This window comes from Algoriphagus aurantiacus (genome assembly GCF_035156405.1).
Classification (GTDB): domain Bacteria; phylum Bacteroidota; class Bacteroidia; order Cytophagales; family Cyclobacteriaceae; genus Algoriphagus; species Algoriphagus aurantiacus.
In genome coordinates this window covers 62,870-82,280 of the sequence record NZ_JAXRUT010000020.1, presented here as the reverse complement: position 1 = coordinate 82,280, position 19,411 = coordinate 62,870, and the positions used below count along the sequence as shown (strand labels likewise).

Genomic DNA, 19,411 nt, shown 5'->3' with positions numbered 1-19,411 from the left:
AGGCTTGTAAAGGTATATTGCCATTGAATATTTAAAGAATAATTATGACTCTATCTCAAGAAGATAATTTACTACTTCAGGCTCATTTCACTACCGTTTTGTTGGTTGAATTAAAGAATAACAATTTTTTCGAATCAGATTATTATGACCAAATGAAATTTGGAGATCCATTTATAAAAAATTCTTTAAAGCAAATACAAGTTGATAATCAAGGTGCATTACTAATGACTTTATATGCAATGTTAGTAATGCCTAAACAATTGTTAGAGAATCAATTTCCTGCTGAGTTCGATAATTTAAATAAATTTATTGATCTAATTAAATTGAAAGCCTCTTCAACCTACGAATCCGATTCAAAGTCTATTGATTTTGTGAGACATATTCGTAATGCTGTTGCACACGCTAGAGTCACATTTAAACCGAATGTTTCTGTAAACTTTTTAGATAAAAATGAAAGTGGTTCTAGAGTATGTGAAATAGTTGTCCCACTAAGTGGTATGGGTTATTTGTTAGAGCAGTTTCAAAATATTTTTAGGAGATATGTAGGGCATTTGCAAGCCATTGACAGGAATGATCTGAATCCTTAAAGAAGTATATTTTTCCACCAACCCCTTCCCTTCTCCCCGTTATTTTCCTTACATTTTCAGCCTAATTACTGACTTATGACTCGTTTATTTGCTTCGGCTATCTTTTGTCTTACTTTTCTGGCTACTGAGTTTACTTTTGCCCAAACAGCCCAATTTCCTCTTGTAAAGGGGTTTGGAGGAATCTATGATGTGCCGGATGCCATCGAAAGGCCAGATGCAAGCTTGGATTATTATATCTTAGTGGATATGTCCACGGGTGGTGCAGAAAATGCTGAAATCAGTCGTTGGGTAGATAATGTGGCTCGCATGATGAATCTTCATGGCCTTGCTGGTGTTTCTCAAGAGCGTATGCATGTGAAGGTAGTCGTTCATGGTGGGGCGATCTTCACTTTGCTGAATAATGAGGAGTATAATAAGCGTTTCAATACAGACAACCCAAATCTTCCAGTGTACGAGGCATTGGAGGCAGCGGGTGTAGAGGTGCTCGTTTGTGGGCAATCCTTGCATGCCAGAGGCTTCAAAAAAGCTGATTTATACTTAGGGGTAGATGTGGCACTTTCGGCCATGACCACTGTGACTACGTATGTACCAAAAGGTTATACTGTCTTTAAATTTTAATATCCAGTTGGAATAATTATTGGTTCCTAGGGTAATGTGTTTTTGATGAAGAGAAAATTCCCAAGTTCCAGTACAGCAGGGAAAGTCGTTACCAGCTTTTTCATATCCGCCATTTTCCTGATCGGAATGGCAGGGTTGACTTTTTATACTCAGAATAGGCTTCTTGATACCATGAAGGACCTGGCTTCGCCTAATCAAAAACTTAATCTTCTTATTGAGCTTCAGGCTGAGATTATCCAGATTACGCAAGTGGATCATTCCAGAATTGATGAGGACTTTAGGGTTCAGGATTCCAGTATCATTTCATTGAAGAAAAAGCTAAGGGAATTAGGCTCATTAGCCGAAGATTCCCTTGAGAACTCCTATATCCATAGCGTGCAAACTAATTTGGATACCCTTATCGTAGGGTTTATTAACCTGTATGAAATAAAGACCAACCTGGCGAATCGGAATTTCACACAAGAAGCACTCAATAAAGTGGAGCTTGGAATTCGAAGACGTGCAGCTAGTTTGGAGCTGCAACCTATAGAAAAAATCAATCCTAAAGACTATCTTTTTAATGAGCTTCAGCAGGAGATTACTTCCCGTCAGGAAGCCAAGTCTAATAAGGAAGAGCAAAAGACAATTATTGCAAAGGAGAATGACAAGTCTATAGCGTATTTGCGCGACTTGCAGAAACAAAATCTCCGTGACCCCAATTTACCTCCTGAGCAAACCTTGGATAGTGTGTTATACAATATTAAAGGGGTAATAAATAGAGTCAACAGAGAAGAGTCTTTGCAAAGACAAAGACTTGCTAAAATGGAAGCTGATATTTCTGTCAGCCAAAGCGAGATCATCAATACAATTCAAAATCTGGTAACCACCCTTCAGCAGCGCGCCGTAGTGAAATCTGATAGGCAAAACGATTCGGCCTATGAGCTGACCTACGATATGACCTATATCTTGATCATGATTGTGATCTTGGCAGTAATAGGAGCGGCTATTATGGTCTATTCAATATTGAAAGAGATCAAAATAACTAAAAAATATCAGGAAAATCTTGAGGCTTCCAGACAAAAATCAGAGCAGCTTGCGAGATCCAAGCAGGAGTTTTTGGCTAATATGAGTCATGAAATTAGAAATCCTCTTCATGTGATTCAGGGCTATAGGTCTGTGCTAGAAAAGTCTGAGCTGGATTCCGGTCAACAATCTCACCTGAGAATGATAGGTTTTGCTTCTGATACCCTAATGGAAATCGTAGATGAAGTACTGGATTTCTCAAAGTTGGAGGCGGGTAAATTGAAGTTGGAGTCACATCCATTTGATCCGGAATTGCTTTTTTCCTCTTTGCAGAATTTCTTCGAGTTGCAGGCTTCCGAGAAGAAAGTCGATTTTGAATGGTCGTTGGATCTTCCTGAAGATAAGTGGCTGGTCGGAGATCAACTGCGACTCAAGCAAATACTGAATAATCTGCTAAGCAATGCATTTAAATTTACTTCAGAAGGGTCAATCTGTGTAAAAGTGGGGTGGGAGAAAGATGTACTAACTGTGGAAATTAAGGACACCGGTATCGGAATGTCTCCTGCAGTGCTTGAGAAGGTATTCCGGGAATTTGATCAGGCGGATACTTCGATCTCAAGAAAATATGGAGGGACTGGACTAGGCTTGGCGATTGTGCAGCGCCTGGTATCTCTGATGAAGGGTGAGATTACTGCCTCAAGTGTGGAGCATGGGGGTACTTCCATGTTGGTGAAATTGCCAATGGTTTGTACCGAATCTCAGCAAGTAGAATTCAATCCGGATGAAGTAGTTTCTCTTGAGCTGTCTGGGGTAAGAATCCTTTTAGTGGATGATGACAAGGTGGGTATACGATATTTGGAAACTATTCTTAGTTACTTTGGCGCATCGATCATCTCCTATCCTGGTGGAACCAATTTCCGCGATAAGTTTGTAGAGATTGATTTTGATCTTGCGATTTTGGATATACAGATGCCTGAGTTTTCAGGTTTTGATGTTGTAAAAAAGTTACGATCTATTGACAAGTACAAGGAAATTCCGATTCTAGCGATGACGGCTAATGTCTTTGTGGAGGAGCGAGAAAAAATGATGGACAGTGGCTTCACGGAGATTATTTTCAAGCCTTTCCAAGAGCGGGTTTTGATTGAGTGTTTGGGTAAATTTTTCCCAGATCATGTAGTGAAAGATACGCCTATGAGTAAGAAGATTAGCGAATCAGACAGCAGTTTATTTCAGTTGAAAGATTTGGCGAGGTTCTGCATGGGGGATGAAATATTGCTACAGGATATAGTGCGGGAATTGGTGATAGAGACCCGAAATGATCTCAACAAGATGAAAAAGGCCAGATTGAATGATAACTATGACCAGATACTTGAGATCTGTCATCAACTTGGAAGTCGACTGGGACAAATAAAAAGTTCTGCCGGCCATACTGCCAGAAGGGTGGAAAACAGTTTGAAAATAGGAAATAAAAATGGTCTCAGTGATACGCTAAATCAGCTAGATGAGGAAGTAAACATCTTGCTGACTGCGCTTACCGAGACCATCAAAAACACAGCAAGCGTAGAAAGTTAGTCTAGACCGTATTTTTCCATTTTACTGTAAAGCGTCTTACGATCCATATTGAGAATTCGTGCTGTTTTCGACTTGTTGAACTTAGTGTCCATCAGTACTTTTTGAATCAATTCCTTTTCTTGCTCTACCCATTGGGATTTGTAATCTTTAGGAGAAGGTAAATCTGCCTTGCCTGATAAGGAGTTATGACTTCCCCTTGTCCCCTCTATGCTAGGATATGCTTCATACAAATCCGCAGGCAGCGCTTCTTTCTCCACATGAGATTCCGATGATAGGAGTACGGCGCGTTTGATAATATTACGTAATTCCCGCAAATTGCCTGGCCAATCATAGCCAAGAAATATCTCCCAAACCTCAGGAGTGAAGCCTTTGACACTTTTTCCGAGTCGCTCATTACTCTCTTCCAAGAATTGATCTGCGAAGTCTTCGAGATCTTCTTTTCTGCTTCGAAGCGGAATAGCACTTAGTGTAAACTCGTTCAACCTATGGTATAAATCTTCTCTGAAATGTCCATCTCCTGCCTGCAATATTAGATTGTCATTTGTAGCTGCTATAATTCGTACATCGATTTGGATTTCTTTATTGCCACCTATTTTCCGAATTGTTCTTTCTTGGATTGCTCTAAGTAATTGTATCTGAACTTCATAGCTTAAGTTTCCGATTTCATCCAGAAATATAGTGCCGCCATTTGCCATTTCGAAGTGGCCCGTTTTATTTTCCAGTGCTCCTGTAAAAGCTCCTTTTACATGACCGAATAGTTCACTTCCAGCAAGTTCTTTGGGCAAAGCTCCGCAATCTATCGCGATAAAAGGGCCGTCTTTTCTGGTGGAATAATCATGAATTCTTTTTGAAATAAATTCCTTTCCTGTCCCGGTTTCTCCCAAAACAAGAACACTCAGGTCAGTTGGTGCGACCAGCTGGATATGCTTTTCTAGTTTTTCAGCTTCTATTGAGCTACCAATTACATAGCTACTGTTGAAATTTTTCTTAGGAGAAGAAGAGGGGATAGCGGTAGTATCGACTGACCTGGTGTCAGGTATTTTAGCTGATAGGGATTCTTTCACTGTTGCCAAAAGCTCATCGGGGTTTATTGGTTTAGTGATATATTCGAAAGCCCCTAATTTCATGGCCTTGATAGCAATTCTTATATCCGAGTAGTGAGTGATAAGAATAACCTGAGTTTGTGGATAGTTGCTTTTTGACCACTGAAGCAATTCCATCCCTGTTCCGTCAGGCAATCTGAAATCGGCGATGATCAAATCGAATTTAGAATTGCTAAAAAGTTGTTGAGCTTCTTTGACCTTGATGGCAGTCTGAACTGTAAATCCATTTTTCTCCAGGAAAGTTTTAACTATCCTTGAATAAGTCAGGTCATCCTCTACTAATAATATATGCTTCATGAATAACTTTCTTTGTAAAACCAATTAACAAAAAAAGCACCAGACAAGTGCACGATGCATTATAACTTGGGTAATTGGGCAACTAATCTCGAGTTTCTATCCCTTAACGATAATATTTTTTCGCGATTTCCACTTCAGGTTTGTAACCTAATAGGACTTCGTTTCGAAATGTGCCATCAAAATGCAACATTTATCAAGCTTTTAGGATACGTAAGCCAGAAGTCTTATTATGTGCAGCTATTGCTGCTTGATTAGTTTGGCTAAAGCTTCTAGTTCAATTCATCACTTATCTTTTTGTCGCAGGTTATGGTTTTCATGTTCCTGCTACGTTTGTGCTTGCTGTGTTCTCTGAAATGGTAGATCGAAGACGAATGACCCAAAAATAAATTTAGAAATTTAAACAGCTTTCAACAGATGTGAAATGGATTTTGGATTCCAGGGAAAACCAACAATTATCAGCCCATATTACCTTGGCTTAGTTAGTTGTCCATCCTTGTGCCGACTTCGATTATCGGGAGATAGGACTGATTTAGGCTGAATTCAGGAGTAGTGATGTTGGAATGTCCTTATAAAATCCCTTAAAAACTACGCATAAGTATGCATGGTGCTCATTTGAGATAGATCAAAATAGGCTCTGATTTCCAAATTTATTGGAAGTAAAGAGAACTTATTTAGCCCAGATTATCTTCAGAAAACAACTACCTTTGAATCTTCAAAATAACATTTGCCAGACTCTATGAGTGACGCTATCAAACACGAATGCGGCATAGCAATGATTAGATTGCGAAAACCTGCCCAATATTACATTGATAAGTATGGAACAGCAGCTTTTGCCTCTAACAGGCTCTATGTTTTGATGCAAAAACAAATCAATAGAGGTCAGGATGGCGCGGGTGTCGCCAATGTCAAGATTGACACCAAGCCTGGGACTCGATATATCAGCAGATATAGATCAATTGAGCCGTCAGCCGTCAATTACATCTTTGACAAAATCAACCGTAAATACAAAAAAGCCAAGAAAATCGGAGGCCATGATGCCCTTACGGATGGTAATTGGCTGAAAGAGAATATTGCTTTTACTGGGGAAGTTTGGCTTGGGCACCTGAGATATGGGACGCACGGCGAAAACTCGATAGAGACTTGTCACCCTTTCCTAAAGCAAAACAACTGGAGAAGCCGGAACCTAGTAATGGCTGGTAACTTCAATATGACTAACGTAGAGGAGCTTTTTGACAAGCTTGTGCAGTTAGGTCAGCACCCTAAGGAGAAAACCGATACCGTCACAGTGATGGAGAAAATTGGCCACTTCCTTGACGAGGAAAATCAACGCATTTTTGATAAGTACAAGCACCAATTCTCTAATGAGCAGATCACGCAATTGATTGAAAATGAATTGGATATGGCTAGGATACTCAGGAGATCTTGTAGAGATTTTGATGGGGGCTATGCTATGGCTGGTATCGTCGGGAATGGCTCAGCCTTCGTGGTGAGAGATCCTTCGGGCATTCGTCCCGCGTATTATTATGCTGATGATGAGGTGATTGTAGTTGCTTCTGAAAAGCCTGCTATCAAATCGGCATTCAATATCAATTTTAATTCCATCAAGGAGATTCAGCCTGGCCATGCCTTGGTTATCAATAAGGATGGCTCATATGCAGAATCAGAAATTATGCCTGCTAGGGAGAAGAAATCATGCTCGTTTGAGCGGATTTATTTTTCCAGAGGTACTGACCCAAATATCTACCAAGAGCGGAAAAACCTCGGTAGAGCTTTAATTCCTCAGATTTTGAAAGCGATTGATTTCGACCTTAAGAATACTGTGTTTTCCTACATTCCAAATACCGCTGAAACTGCTTTTCTTGGTATGATTGAAGGGTTGGAGGATTATTTAGCAGCTAAGCGTAGAGAGGTGTTCGTGGATGGTAAGCCACATATGGGTGATTTGGATGAATTGCTGAATTTCCGTCCCAGAGTAGAAAAACTCGTAAGCAAGGACGTGAAATTGCGGACTTTCATCACTAATGACGAGGATCGCGATACGATAGTAGCCAATGTGTATGATACTACCTATGAGGTGATCAAGTCGGGTATTGATACGCTTGTAGTGATAGATGATAGTATTGTCCGGGGTACCACACTTGAGAAAAGTATTCTAACTACACTCGATAGGCTAAATCCAAAGCGCATCATAATCGTTTCTTCAGCTCCTCAGATCAGGTTCCCTGACTGTTACGGCATAGATATGTCTAAGATGAAGGAATTCATTGCTTTCAGAGCAGCTTTGGCTTTGCTTAAAGAGAGAAAAATCGAAAACACGTTAGATCAGGTGTATGATTCTTGTGTAGCGTCACCTTATTCTACTGAAAATTTTGTAAAAGGTGTTTACAACTCTTTTACCGATGATGAGATATCTGAAAAAATCTCCGAGATAGTAACCAATGAAGATATTAAGGCTGAAGTGAAAGTGATTTACCAGACAGTAAGCAACCTTCACAAATGCTGCCCAGATCATCTTGGCGACTGGTATTTTACTGGGGATTATCCTACCACAGGTGGGATGAGAGTAGTAAATAAGTCTTTTGTCAATTTCATGGAAGGCAAGACTGTAAGAGCTTACTAATATTTTTGGCAAATATAACTTATGCACATTTAGGGCATAAAAACTTATTATTAAAGGCACATTGAAGTTATTCTTTGTGCCTTTTTTCTTTCAAGACATTTCAAATTATTAATTTCACCCACTAAGATAAAATAGATAATGGACATAAACGTAGCCCTTTTAAAGGAAATTTGTGAAATAGCCGGAGCACCTGGCTTTGAGAAAAGAGTTCGTGATTTAGTAATTGACTTAGTCACTCCACTGGCGGATGAGGTCAAAGTAGATAACATAGGAAATGTAATTGCCGTCAAAAAAGGCAAGAGAAATCCTGATGGTAAGCGGGTAATGATCGCCGCTCACATGGATGAGATCGGCTTTATCGTTACTCACATTGATGATAATGGTTTTTTAAGGTTTCATACTTTGGGAGGCTTTGATCCTAAGACACTCACTGCACAGCGTGTGATTGTCCATGGTAAAAAGGATTTGGTAGGAGTAATGGGTAGCAAGCCTATTCATGTGATGTCAGCTGAAGAAAGAACCAAACTCCCGAAAACCACAGACTTTTTTATTGATCTAGGAATGTCTAAGGAGGAGGTTGAGAAATATATCACTATTGGAGATCCTGTGACAAGAGATCGGGAATTAATCGAAATGGGTGATTGTGTGAATTGTAAGTCGATCGATAACCGAGTAGCTGTATTTATTTTAATTGAAACACTCAAGCAATTGGAAAATCCAGCATATGACGTGTATGCTACCTTTACTGTACAGGAGGAGGTTGGTCTACGTGGTGCTAATGTGGCTGCACATGGAATTAATCCTGATTTCGGAATTGCACTGGATACGACGATTGCTTTTGATGTGCCGGGAGCTCAGGCTCATGAAAAAGTGACAGAACTAGGAAAAGGCACAGCTATTAAGATTATGGATGCCATGACGATCTGCGATTATCGTATGGTGGAATTTATGAAGCAGACTGCTGATAAGGCTTCGATTTCATGGCAGCCTGAGATTTTGGTTGCAGGAGGTACTGATACAGCAGGTGTGCAGAGAATGGGTAAGCAAGGAGCTATAGCAGGAGCTATTTCCATCCCAACTAGACATCTACATCAAGTAATAGAAATGGCTAACAAAAAAGATATAGCTGAATCTATTGCGTTGTTAAAAGCCTGTCTGGAACAGATTGATCAATACGATTGGAAGTATTGATTCAGTAAGGTAACGTAATCTGCCCCATTGGTATGAAAAAGATATCCATTATTATCTGCGTGATTATTGCCATTATAATGGCATATCAACTAGCAGTTTATTTAATGGGTATTAACAAGCAGGATAAAATAAAAGTAGAGCCTTTTTTAGCCTTTGGAAACAACACAGATGTTTTTTTCAAGGGGAGAGTAATTAAGCCTTATACGCAGAAAAGGCCTTCTTCCCGTAATAATTGGCTATCTAATATCATCGCATCAGTAAGAAGGTATGCTGGATCATCTGTTTCTATGGCTAAAGTAGAAATTACTTTTCAAGAGAAAAGCTATACTGTGGCAACTGACGATGATGGGGTATTTGAGTTACAGATCGGGGATTCCAGACCCGTTGATACACATAATGAGATGGTTACCTTCGTAGTACTAGAGCCAGTCACTAGGAAATCTTCGACTTCTACAGCTACAATGGAGGTCGAAAGATATTCAGGGAGCGTAGGCGCCATCTCTGATATAGATGATACTATTATCATTTCTCATTCTACAGACATAGGGAAAAAATTTTGGCTCTCCATATCTAAAAATGCATTAACCAGAAGACCTCTTCCTGGCGTATCTGAGTTTTATAAAAAACTAACCGAAAATGGCTCATATCCAATGTTCTATGTATCCAGCAGTGATTGGTCATTATTTGATTTGATCAAGGATTTTCTGCGGTTCCGCCATATTCCAAATGGGCCGATCTTGCTCAAAGACAAGCATATTAACCTATCCAATGTATGGAAATCGGGAGGAGGTAATCATAATCACAAGTTCGAAAAGATAGAATTGCTTTTTAAGCTGTATCCTGAAATGTCCTTTTATTTAATTGGTGATAGTGGGCAAAAAGATCCGGAAATCTACGCAGAGGTAATTGAGAAGCACCCCAATCGCGTGAAAGGAGTATTTATCCGCTTAGTTGATGAGTTGGACTCGGATAGGAGGCAAAACCTGGAGAAGGCTATTTCTCAAACCAATTTTCATTTTATTGAAAGCTCCCAAGAGGCAATACAGATTTTAGAACACGAAATGAGCATTAAATAGCCAGCGCTAGATTATGAAAAACTGTCTTTTTGTGTTTAATCCAATATCTGGTTCTAATGGGTTTGAAAGGGATGAAATTGTAGAGATGCTTGAAGTGAAGCTTCCTAATTTTACACCATTTCTGGTAGAAACAACAGGTGAGAAGGATGATGAGTTGGTACTGAGAGAATTTCAAAAACATCAACCTGAGCTTGTAATAATAGGAGGAGGAGATGGTACAGTGAAAATGGTAGCCAAAAGCCTGAAAGAGCAAGATGTGCCTTTGGCCATTATTCCGATGGGATCGGCCAATGGATTGGCAAAATGCATGGGAATTGATATGATTGCTGATGGTTGGGAGGCTGTTCGTGACTTTAAAGTTCACAATATCGATGCAATTCATATCAATGGAGAACTATGTCTGCACTTGGCAGATTTTGGAATGAATGCAAACCTGATCAAAAAGTTTGAGGAAGATGATTCTCGGGGGATGTTCGGTTATTTCAAAAATTCATTGTCGGAGATATTTACTTCAGAGTCGAAAAAATTCAAATTGAAGTTGGACAATGAAACGATAGACATCACGGCAAAGATGATAGTGATCGCCAACGGAGATAAATATGGGACAGGTGCAATTATTAATTGCAAAGGCATTATGGATGATGGTAAATTTGAAGTGATATCACTCAATCCAGAGTCTGCTGAGGATTATGTGAAAGTGACAGTGGCATTTATGAAAGGCGATCTGGATGAACTGGAAGCTATATATTCGTGGAGTGTATCCAGTTGTCATATCACAAATTTGGAAGGGGCAAAATTTCAGATTGATGGTGAAATGATGAATACTCCTGAAACAGTCACGGCTACGATAGAAAAACATGCATTTAAGTTTGTGACTGGCAAATCATTTAAACCTTGCCAAATTTCCTCGGATTGAGTTCACTCATCCCAAACTGACTTTTTTAATTCCAGAATTTCTTACCTTACCCTCTATCTTTTTATATCAACTTTTACATCCATGTTTAGAAAAGTACTAATAGCTTCCATTTTGGGAAGTGCCTTGATTTCTTGTAAGTCAGAGAAAAGTGAAAATCAAATTGCAGAAAAACCAAAAGCAGAATGGATTGAGATGTTTAATGGTGAAAATCTGGAAGATTGGACACCGAAAATCTATCATCATGAAACTGGCGATAATTATCAAAATACATTTCGAGTAGTAGATGGCACAATAGCCGTGAATTACGATGATTACAATGAGGGCTTCAATGACCGCTATGGGCATTTGTTTTACAAGAAGCCTTTTTCAGCCTTCCATATGACTTGGGAATATAGATTTACCGATCAATGGCTGGAAGATGCAGCCAGCTACACCTATAGAAATAGCGGGGTAATGTTTCATTCACAAGCACCAGAAACAATATTGAAAGAGCAGGACTGGCCTATTTCTGTGGAGTGGCAAATGCTGGCAGAGGAAGAGGAAGGGGTTTCTAGGCCTACAGGAAACATGTGCTCGCCAGGTACGGATGTATTTTTCGAAGGTGAAAAAGATCCACGTCACTGTATCAATTCTACTTCTCCAACTTTCAAATGGGATGAATGGGTGAAGGCTGACCTGATCGTGTACGGCGATTCATTAGTAATTCATATGGTGAATGGAGATACAGTACTTCAGTACACCAAGCCTCAGATCGGCGGAGGAGTAGCTGCTAATTTTGATCCCAAATACAAAGTGGATGGTAAAGCGCTAACCGAAGGATATATCGGATTGCAGAGTGAAGGGCAGGGAGTGGTCTTTAAGAATCTGAAGATTAAAGAGCTATAAGAAGATCTAGTAGTAAGACATAAGTATCAAGATTTCAGATACTAGAGTCAAGATTTTAGAATCAAGGACTTAGAGCAGAGATTGTATGAATTAGTCCTTTAGATTACTGTCGTTTGTTCTGTCAAAGTGCAGTAATTTATTATAACATAGTTCCGCCATTCGTTTATCCTATTGCCGCCGTTCGTGTCCTCACGAACGGCTTTTTATTTTGGAATAATAAATAAATGCTATACCTAATAGGTCAGCCAGATGCTAAAAATTAGGCTACTTCAGTTTCCTGTCTTCCGTCTCACAAACTCTACTTCAAATACACTGTTTTACCTGTCCTGGCACTTTCCACAGCAGCAGAAAGGATTTCTACTACAATCATGTTGTTTTCCAGTGAGGGGAGGGCATACTCATCCAGAGTCAGCTCCCCATTGATCACAGCTAGGAAAAGAGTGAAAGGATCTTCGAAAGGTGTATTCTCATATTCTAATTTGAACTCATTTTCTTCAAACCCGGAATATCCTTCTGCTTTTCTCACTCTCAGATCAGTAGGATTATCTGCGTAGATAACGCCTGTGAGTCCGTAGATTTCCATATCTTTTCTGCCAATTGGCCAATTCCATGAAGCTTGAATGATGGCCTGTGAATCTTCATAATTAAGGATAATGGTAGCTTCATCATCCACATTTGGATTGTTTTCGGCTTGAAGTTGCTGAGTCACTGCCGTCACTGATTTTGGACGTTTTCCATTTTCCAACCAAGTGACCAGATTTGCTCCATAGCATCCAAAATCTATGATTGCACCTCCGCCATTCAGTTTTGGGTCAGTCAGCCATTCCAGGAACTCATCGCTCACTCCTATTTTTTTAGGCCCTCGATGTCCATCGCGCACCACCACTTTACGCAGGTCACCGACTTCTCCATTTTGGAGAATCTGATAAGCTTTAAAAGTACTCGGGTACCAAGTGGTTTCGTAATTGGTGATAAGGTGAATATTGTGTTTCTCCGCAAGCTCTTTCATTTTTTGAGCATGCTCTAAGCTTACAGCCAAAGGCTTTTCTACCATCACATGAATGCCTTTTGGGGCACAGGCTTCTACTACAGCAAGATGATCATAAATATTACCAAAAGCAGTAACGGCCTCAGGCTTCGTTTTTTCTAACATTTCCTCCAGGGAATCAAATACCAGGTCCATAGAAATCCCATGCTGCTCTGCAAGCCTTTTCGCTAATTCTCTATTCGGTTCGGCGATTCCGACAATCTCCAAATCAGCACGATCCTTCGCTTCCAGAATCCAACCCACATGTCCATGCGTAAGACCGGCTACTCCGATCTTTGTTCGCTTCTGCTGCGCAAAAGTTTGAGTGCTAAGGGCTAAAATGAAGAAGCTGAAAATGAAGAGGGCTTTCATGGGATTTGGGTTTAAGAACTAAAAAATCGAGAAAATGGATTGGCTTTGCAAGAAAGTGATTGAATTTACTTTTTATTGCTTTCCAATTAATTCGAGACAAGAGAGGGTGGAGTCAACCTTAAAAAGTTCTATATCTCGCAAATGTTTTCTTAATAAAGATTCAATTACCGGGGTGGTTTGGACAATTGAACGAATCCAGATGATTTTTGGAGGGTGATTCCAGACAAGGGAGAAATGATAGAAATCAGCGTCAAAGGTGACAATAATGAAATCTCCACTCTTGGCGAATTCCCATATTTCTCGATCAGTAAAGCCTTCAATCCCTAATTCTCTTACTTGCTTCGCTTCTGGATAGATATCTGAAAGATTTTTGACAATTCTATACGAAATGTTCTGGTCGAACAGAAGCTTCATGATGCAATTCCTAGGTGTTTTTCCCTAGTTGCAGCAAAAAATAAACATGCGTTGATACTTTCTAAGGATAATTCAGGGAAATCAGAAATGATTTCTTCTTTAGTCATCCCGCTTGCCAGCCAGTTTAAAACATCCGCCACCGAAATTCTAGTACCGATGATAGATGGTTGACCAAATCGTTTGGTGGGATTGATTTCGATATACTTATTAAATTCCATAGCTAAAGGTCGTAAACTCAGGTAAGAAAGTCTACGAAATAGTTTTGATGTTGTTTTAATAGTCTGAAATCGAGCATGACAGAAGCGTCACACAGAGGGATGATTATAAGACCCCTGCGAAATTCTCCCGAATCGATCCCGATAACTATCGGGACGGGACAGGCTATCTGACCATTAAAAATCAATTATAAACAGATGAAACTGTTATCACATCCTCGCAATAGTCATTCCGCCATCTACAGAAATGACTTGACCGGTGGAATAGGGGAGATCACCTCTCACTAAAGCGGCAACCACTTTCCCTATATCCTCAGGAACTCCCATCCTCGGCTCAAGCGTCATCCCGTTTTTCACAGCTTGATGATAGGTTTCACGGACTTTTTCGATCATGTCTGTCTCTATTACTCCTGGGCGAATTTCATAAACAGGAATTCCAAATTCCGCCATTTTCACAGCCAAAACTTTGGATAACATGGACAGTGCTGATTTTGACATGCAATAAGATGAACGCGTAGTGGAGGCAACAGTAGAAGATATGGAAGTGATGTTAATGATGGAGATCTCTGATGCTGGCATTTCTTTTTTCAGTTCGGCCATCCATTTTGAGATAGCTTGAGTTAAGAAAAAAGTGCCTTTTTGATTTATATCCATAAGGTGGTCATAATCATCCTCGGTAACCTCAAAAAAGTCACTCCTAGTCCTGGGTGCCACACCGGCATTATTTACCAGAATATCTATGTTTCCAAACTTGGATTTTAAGTCTGTTAGAATCGAATCCCGATCCTCTCGCGAGGCAATATTTCCCTGAAGATATTCTACTCGAACACCTAAAGCTCTCAGTTCTTCCAGTGCTGTCATTACGCTTTCCTCCTCGCGCACGCCATTTATAGCTAAGTCAATGCCTTCTTCAGCCAGTTTTCGGGCTATTCCTAAACCTATCCCACGCGATCCTCCGGTGACTAATGCTACTCGACTCATGATGCTTTGATGGTTTTAAGTGTTTCGTGTATTTCCATTTTTTTGTAAAAAGGATCCAAAGGAAAACAACCTGATATCATCCCGTTTCTCGGGGCAGTTGTACAATCTGAGAACGTGCGGCATATCTTTGCTCTCTTCATAGGAGTTCCTTTTATGACATCAGCTGGCAATTCGGGATAGCTTAATACCATTCTTCCTAAACCAATGGAATCTGCTTTTCCTGCGTCCAATACATGGTGCGCTACATTTGGTAGCCATTCCTGGAGGTAAGAGTATCCTGAACCCACAACATAGAAATTAGAGAAGGCTTTCTTCACCTCGCTTACAGCAGCTATTTGGCGCGCTACTCCATGCAGCGGATCTTCAGGAGGCATGTACCCATCAGAAGGGGGGAATAGTGCCGGACGCTGAATGTGCGGATTATAATAAGGACTCCCAGCTGTAGTGCACAGCAATTCTATATCGAGTTTTTCTAGTTCTTTAAGAAATTGGAAAGACTCGTTGAGATCTTCTCCCTGACCAGACTCATCTCCACCGAAGGCATATTTATAGGGACTTTCGGTGGCTGGAATTCCAATTCCTTCTGGCCCTTGCTTGAAAGGCATCCAATCAAAAATGCTCATGCGAACACCAATTTCTAAGCCTGGTGCTTCAGCTCGGATTCCCGCTACGATCTCTCGGATAAAGCGCGTGCGGTTTTCGATTGACTTGCCATATTTTCCTTCACGGTCATAAGCACTTAAGAATTCATGTCCTAAATAGCCATGACAATGCTTGATGTCGACGAATTTGTATCCGGTCTTCTGTGCGCGCACTGCGGCAATTACATAGGCATCGATCAATTCGGATATTTCTCCATCGGACATCAGCGGATAATCCTCTGATAGACCAAATTTCTTATTCAAAACCGGATGAGAATAGAGAATTTTAGGCTCCATTTTGGTTTTGCTGTTCGGCTTGCAAAATCTGCCTGAATGCGTGAGTTGCAGGCCAGTTAGCAAATCATCTGAGTTTCCAAAAACATTCTTGTGTTCATTCTTAACTAGTTGATACAACCCTTCAAAATCAGCCAGATTCTTCTCATTGATCATAAGCTGATTGGGATTTGCTCTACCGGCAGGTTGTACAGCCACAGCTTCGCATCCCCACAATAATTTAGCTCCACTGATCGCAAAGTTCTTCCAGCGTCTTTTGGTGAGTTCTGTAGGTTTGCCATCGGTAGTGCCATCCCAGCCTTCCATTGGAAGGATGCAGAATGAATTTCCAATCCTGTTACCTGCTCGTGTGGTATGTGTTTTCGCAAATGGTGAAGCAGATCCCGACTTTAGTTCCTCATCAAAATCTAAGGAGATTCCTTCTTTGTCGAAATGTTCGCGCAGGTTTTCTCCCGTTTTTAGCTGGGCAACACGCGGGTATTGTGGTTTATATTTTCCAGTGCTCATTTGCCAACGCAGTTAAAGAAGCTGTAATAGTTTTCGCCTTTTTGCATGCGCTGCAGAAGCAAGGCAAGTTCCCGTGCATGATAATCACCCCACATACAGGATTCGCCATACGGAGCTTTGTTTGTATCGGGACGATAATCCCAGCCGTTTGGCTGATGGTAGATAGAATGCAAAATTAATCCCTGATGACTTGGGTCAGTGGATAAATAAGGTTCGGAAAAAAGATTTTCTGCGATCTGAATTCCTGTTTTAATGTACTTGTCTGATCGTGCAGGGTCTGAGTTTTTCATCCAATTTCCGATTCTGACAAATCCCTGAGCAGTGATACAGGCAGCAGAAGAATCGATTGGCTCGTGTGCATTAAATGGATCTGATTTTATGTTGAGGTAATCTCCCATTTTAGCCAAGCCGGGCGCTCCAGTATCCCAATAGGGAATCCCGTCCGAAGGGGTATTGGCTAAATAGAAATCAGCGGTAGCTTTTGCGGCTTCAGAAAGTTCTTTGATTAAGTCTTTTTTGGAAATGACTGCTGAATAATCGTTTTCATCGATTTGCTCAAGTATTTCCAGCGTTTCACCCAGTCCGCAGATAGCCCAGGCAAGTCCGCGAGTCCAAGTGCTAAATCCAGTATAGCCTTGCTGTGAATTCGGACAGCGGTAATTTCCGTCATTGGTGTTGAAGATAATTTCATGCGCAGTTCTGCCGGGGACATCGTAGGAGTCCCTACCATTCCCATAGAAAATGGAATAGCGAACTGTACTCAGAATATGCTGGATTGCCCGTTGAATAAGTGAGATTCTCTTGTCATTTTCCCCCTGCAATACATGGCCTAAGGCATGCGAAACCACTAAAGCGCGACATGAACGAATGGTGTCCACAAATAAGGAATGTGGTCCGTTAAATGAATAAATATAGCCACCATCAGAGGTAGAAGTCCAGCGCATTGCTTGCACTGCTCCGCTAACTTTCAGCGCTAGTTTGTAAAAATTTTTCTCCCAATCTGTACCCTCTATTTTTTTTTCTTCGATTAGCCGGAGTAGATTTCCATAAGTACTTACATTGTTGAAGCCGTGATCATGAACCCCCGTGTGTGTGAGATGGGGAGCCATTTTATTCAATGTATTATCCCGTCCGATTTTCAGGAACTGCTCATCTCCCGTGGCGTCAAACTGGAGAATTGCTGAACCGTATTGAAAGCCTTGGGTCCATTCTGTCCAGCCTCGGGTTACATATTTTCCTTTTTCGGTGAAAACAGGAGCGCCATTAGCTGTGTCGAATGAGGCTTCAATCAAGTTAATTTTTTCTCCAGAAAGCTCCCAAAATCTTTTGAGGGACCTTTCTAATTGGTTTATTGAAATGTTAGAATCAAGCTTCATGAGTTGTTTTTTGAGTCAAGTGATGGCGTAGCATCAAGATAAAAGTTATAACAAAGAGTACGCAATACATCAAGAAATCCAGTGGATATCCTGAGATGATAGTAGGGACGACTCCTACAAGTGATAATACGAAAGTGGAAAGCGCGAAAGTGGATAGCCAGATCAGTTCTTTGGGAGGGTTTTTGAATATCACAGCTCCCAGGACCACAGGAGCGATCATTGATGTGCCTGCAAAACTCACGCGTGCCAGCAATACCAATTCATCGCTCATATAAGTTGAAAATACCAAAACGATCAATGAGAAGATCAAGATTGAAATCTTGGTGACCCGCATGTTGGATTTGTCAGATCCGGAAAGCATGGACCTAAGCTCTGTGCCCAATGCGAAAATCTGTGCATTGGTGGTAGAAAGACAGGCAGCGAATAAGCCCACCACAGCCAAGGCAGCAACGGGAACCGCCTGGTCAAATAAGAGTGCATTGGTCAGGAAATCTGCTGTACTTGCATCAGGATATTTGATAGCTCCATAGAGCCCTATAAATGCTGTTGGTAAAATTACCAGAATCGCGAAAATCCCTACGGCATATGCCATCCGATGTACGGATTTTAAATTTTTCATGACCACCAAGCGGGTAGTGAATTGTGGCTGAGAAACTGGTATCAGCACAATTGCTATGGCGGAAGCGATCAGGAATGGACTGGTAAATAAGCCTTTTGGACCTGGAAGAGTCAATAGATCAGCATTTGTTTCTGATACTTTTGCCAAACCTGATTCCAGTCCCCCACTCATTTGAAGACAAGTCACTCCAATAATCCAAATCACTGTTAGCATGATCACACCTTGGATTGCATCGCTATACACTATGGCTTTGAGCCCGCCGATTTCAGAATAAATCAGCATGATGAATACCAGTAATGCTGACCAAGACCAGTAAGGGAGCATGTCAGGGAAGGCGGCATCCAAAAAGATGGAGATCCCCCGGATTTGGATGGCTACATAAGGGATGAGAAATAGGAAGGCACTGGCGAATACCAAATAGCCGGCAAACGAATTGCCATAGCAAGATTTCATCAGTCCGGCTACTCCTTTGTATCCGTTAATTGAAGCACGTTTTCTTAAAGCATATCCAAACCAAATCAGGAAAAATACCATCAGGGCATCCGATAACGCCAGAAATATCCATGCGCCTACGCCATGCGTTCGGAAGAAGTCCGGCATTCCCATAAAAGTGAAGGCAGAGAATAATGCAGCAGAGAATGTCAAGAAACCTAAAATGGTACCTATGTTGGAACCTGCGAAAATAAAATCATCAGAAGTTCGATCTTTCTTGTACGATCGATAAGAAGCGTAGCCTAGCATGGCTAGGAATAGCGTGAAGAAGAATATTAACCATCCAATCATTGCTTCTTGGGATCTTCAAATGGGAAAAATTTAGATCCTAAAAACGTGGCGAATACCACAAGGATACTGATAAGAAGACCGGTCCAAAAGGTGAAAGGGATTCCAGCCAGCGTAGGTTCAAGTTTGTGTTCTTTGAATAAAAACAGGAAAGCGCCTACTGTCAAGACAATCACAGCAAGTACCAGTGTTTTCCATTGTTTGGATTTCATGTGTTTATGATTTTTTTAATGGTCACATGGAATCTCGCATTTAAGGATAATTATCCCTCCCTGTGTCGTTTATGACATGCTCGATTTCATGGGAATAGGTTATGGT

At 40.8% G+C, this 19,411-nt stretch carries 17 protein-coding genes; 8 read left to right on the top strand and 9 right to left on the bottom strand.

Annotated elements, in window-relative coordinates; genetic code table 11:
• Positions 1–44 precede the first annotated feature (44 nt).
• The 3 genes from SYJ56_RS18345 to SYJ56_RS18335 all read left to right on the top strand — a co-directional run bounded on the left by SYJ56_RS18345 (position 45) and on the right by SYJ56_RS18335 (position 3,779).
• Positions 45–587 (top strand): HEPN family nuclease, encoded by a 543-nt coding sequence (locus SYJ56_RS18345; RefSeq protein ID WP_323836654.1) that lies wholly within the window; start codon positions 45–47, stop codon positions 585–587.
• 75 nt (positions 588–662) lie between these two features.
• Positions 663–1,205, top strand: a complete 543-nt coding sequence (locus tag SYJ56_RS18340; protein ID WP_323836652.1) for a DsrE family protein — start codon at positions 663–665, stop codon at positions 1,203–1,205.
• Between the two features lie 45 nt (positions 1,206–1,250).
• Positions 1,251–3,779, top strand: a complete 2,529-nt coding sequence (locus tag SYJ56_RS18335; RefSeq protein ID WP_323836650.1) for a hybrid sensor histidine kinase/response regulator — start codon at positions 1,251–1,253, stop codon at positions 3,777–3,779.
• On the opposite strand, the gene SYJ56_RS18330 is transcribed toward SYJ56_RS18335, so the two are convergent.
• Positions 3,776–5,179 (bottom strand): sigma-54-dependent transcriptional regulator, encoded by a 1,404-nt coding sequence (locus SYJ56_RS18330; protein ID WP_323836648.1) that lies wholly within the window; start codon positions 5,177–5,179, stop codon positions 3,776–3,778. The two genes, SYJ56_RS18335 and SYJ56_RS18330, sit on opposite strands and share 4 nt — an antisense overlap.
• Before the next feature lie 736 nt (positions 5,180–5,915).
• Between SYJ56_RS18330 and SYJ56_RS18325 the strand changes: the two genes are divergently transcribed.
• The 5 genes from SYJ56_RS18325 (at position 5,916) to SYJ56_RS18305 (ending at position 11,867) form a co-directional block, all read left to right on the top strand.
• Positions 5,916–7,799, top strand: a complete 1,884-nt coding sequence (locus tag SYJ56_RS18325) for an amidophosphoribosyltransferase (protein ID WP_323836646.1) — start codon at positions 5,916–5,918, stop codon at positions 7,797–7,799.
• 138 nt (positions 7,800–7,937) lie between these two features.
• The gene (locus SYJ56_RS18320; RefSeq protein ID WP_323836643.1) at positions 7,938–8,990 is read left to right on the top strand and encodes a M42 family metallopeptidase; all 1,053 of its coding nucleotides are present in this window, start codon (positions 7,938–7,940) and stop codon (positions 8,988–8,990) included.
• A 32-nt stretch (positions 8,991–9,022) separates the two neighbouring features.
• A complete protein-coding gene (locus SYJ56_RS18315) occupies positions 9,023–10,066 on the top strand; it encodes a phosphatase domain-containing protein (protein ID WP_323836641.1) in 1,044 nt (347 codons plus the stop codon).
• Between the two features lie 13 nt (positions 10,067–10,079).
• Positions 10,080–10,982, top strand: a complete 903-nt coding sequence (locus SYJ56_RS18310; protein ID WP_323836639.1) for a diacylglycerol/lipid kinase family protein — start codon at positions 10,080–10,082, stop codon at positions 10,980–10,982.
• 81 nt (positions 10,983–11,063) lie between these two features.
• Entirely contained in the window at positions 11,064–11,867 is an 804-nt protein-coding gene (locus tag SYJ56_RS18305; protein ID WP_323836637.1) for a 3-keto-disaccharide hydrolase, read from the top strand.
• A gap of 298 nt (positions 11,868–12,165) precedes the next feature.
• Here SYJ56_RS18305 and SYJ56_RS18300 read toward each other — a convergent pair whose 3' ends face one another.
• From SYJ56_RS18300 to SYJ56_RS18265, 8 genes are all read right to left on the bottom strand, one after another.
• Positions 12,166–13,266, bottom strand: coding sequence for a Gfo/Idh/MocA family protein (locus tag SYJ56_RS18300; RefSeq protein ID WP_323836635.1), 1,101 nt, complete (start codon positions 13,264–13,266; stop codon positions 12,166–12,168).
• 72 nt (positions 13,267–13,338) lie between these two features.
• A complete protein-coding gene (locus SYJ56_RS18295; protein ID WP_323836633.1) occupies positions 13,339–13,680 on the bottom strand; it encodes a DUF5615 family PIN-like protein in 342 nt (113 codons plus the stop codon).
• Positions 13,677–13,898 (bottom strand): DUF433 domain-containing protein, encoded by a 222-nt coding sequence (locus SYJ56_RS18290; RefSeq protein ID WP_323836631.1) that lies wholly within the window; start codon positions 13,896–13,898, stop codon positions 13,677–13,679. Before SYJ56_RS18290 ends, SYJ56_RS18295 begins: the two co-directional genes overlap by 4 nt.
• A gap of 207 nt (positions 13,899–14,105) precedes the next feature.
• On the bottom strand, positions 14,106–14,876 hold the full coding sequence (locus SYJ56_RS18285; RefSeq protein ID WP_323836629.1) for a 3-ketoacyl-ACP reductase: 771 nt from the start codon (positions 14,874–14,876) through the stop codon (positions 14,106–14,108).
• Positions 14,873–16,318: an oxidoreductase gene (locus tag SYJ56_RS18280; RefSeq protein WP_323836627.1), complete on the bottom strand. Its 1,446-nt coding sequence runs from the start codon at positions 16,316–16,318 to the stop codon at positions 14,873–14,875. Before SYJ56_RS18280 ends, SYJ56_RS18285 begins: the two co-directional genes overlap by 4 nt.
• Entirely contained in the window at positions 16,315–17,694 is a 1,380-nt protein-coding gene (locus SYJ56_RS18275; protein WP_323836625.1) for a glycoside hydrolase family 88 protein, read from the bottom strand. The genes SYJ56_RS18280 and SYJ56_RS18275 overlap by 4 nt, the downstream gene beginning before the upstream one ends.
• Positions 17,684–19,096, bottom strand: a complete 1,413-nt coding sequence (locus SYJ56_RS18270; protein WP_323836624.1) for a sodium:solute symporter family protein — start codon at positions 19,094–19,096, stop codon at positions 17,684–17,686. Before SYJ56_RS18270 ends, SYJ56_RS18275 begins: the two co-directional genes overlap by 11 nt.
• Entirely contained in the window at positions 19,093–19,305 is a 213-nt protein-coding gene (locus SYJ56_RS18265) for a hypothetical protein (RefSeq protein ID WP_323836622.1), read from the bottom strand. Before SYJ56_RS18265 ends, SYJ56_RS18270 begins: the two co-directional genes overlap by 4 nt.
• Between the last annotated feature and the right edge of the window lie 106 nt (positions 19,306–19,411).

Coding starts and splice junctions, on each gene's coding strand:
- SYJ56_RS18345 (WP_323836654.1), top strand. CDS start 45: ATGACTCTATCTCAAGAAGATAATTTACTACTTCAGGCTCATTTCACT.
- SYJ56_RS18340 (WP_323836652.1), top strand. CDS start 663: ATGACTCGTTTATTTGCTTCGGCTATCTTTTGTCTTACTTTTCTGGCT.
- SYJ56_RS18335 (WP_323836650.1), top strand. CDS start 1,251: ATGAAGAGAAAATTCCCAAGTTCCAGTACAGCAGGGAAAGTCGTTACC.
- SYJ56_RS18330 (WP_323836648.1), bottom strand. CDS start 5,179: ATGAAGCATATATTATTAGTAGAGGATGACCTGACTTATTCAAGGATA.
- SYJ56_RS18325 (WP_323836646.1), top strand. CDS start 5,916: ATGAGTGACGCTATCAAACACGAATGCGGCATAGCAATGATTAGATTG.
- SYJ56_RS18320 (WP_323836643.1), top strand. CDS start 7,938: ATGGACATAAACGTAGCCCTTTTAAAGGAAATTTGTGAAATAGCCGGA.
- SYJ56_RS18315 (WP_323836641.1), top strand. CDS start 9,023: ATGAAAAAGATATCCATTATTATCTGCGTGATTATTGCCATTATAATG.
- SYJ56_RS18310 (WP_323836639.1), top strand. CDS start 10,080: ATGAAAAACTGTCTTTTTGTGTTTAATCCAATATCTGGTTCTAATGGG.
- SYJ56_RS18305 (WP_323836637.1), top strand. CDS start 11,064: ATGTTTAGAAAAGTACTAATAGCTTCCATTTTGGGAAGTGCCTTGATT.
- SYJ56_RS18300 (WP_323836635.1), bottom strand. CDS start 13,266: ATGAAAGCCCTCTTCATTTTCAGCTTCTTCATTTTAGCCCTTAGCACT.
- SYJ56_RS18295 (WP_323836633.1), bottom strand. CDS start 13,680: ATGAAGCTTCTGTTCGACCAGAACATTTCGTATAGAATTGTCAAAAAT.
- SYJ56_RS18290 (WP_323836631.1), bottom strand. CDS start 13,898: ATGGAATTTAATAAGTATATCGAAATCAATCCCACCAAACGATTTGGT.
- SYJ56_RS18285 (WP_323836629.1), bottom strand. CDS start 14,876: ATGAGTCGAGTAGCATTAGTCACCGGAGGATCGCGTGGGATAGGTTTA.
- SYJ56_RS18280 (WP_323836627.1), bottom strand. CDS start 16,318: ATGAGCACTGGAAAATATAAACCACAATACCCGCGTGTTGCCCAGCTA.
- SYJ56_RS18275 (WP_323836625.1), bottom strand. CDS start 17,694: ATGAAGCTTGATTCTAACATTTCAATAAACCAATTAGAAAGGTCCCTC.
- SYJ56_RS18270 (WP_323836624.1), bottom strand. CDS start 19,096: ATGATTGGATGGTTAATATTCTTCTTCACGCTATTCCTAGCCATGCTA.
- SYJ56_RS18265 (WP_323836622.1), bottom strand. CDS start 19,305: ATGAAATCCAAACAATGGAAAACACTGGTACTTGCTGTGATTGTCTTG.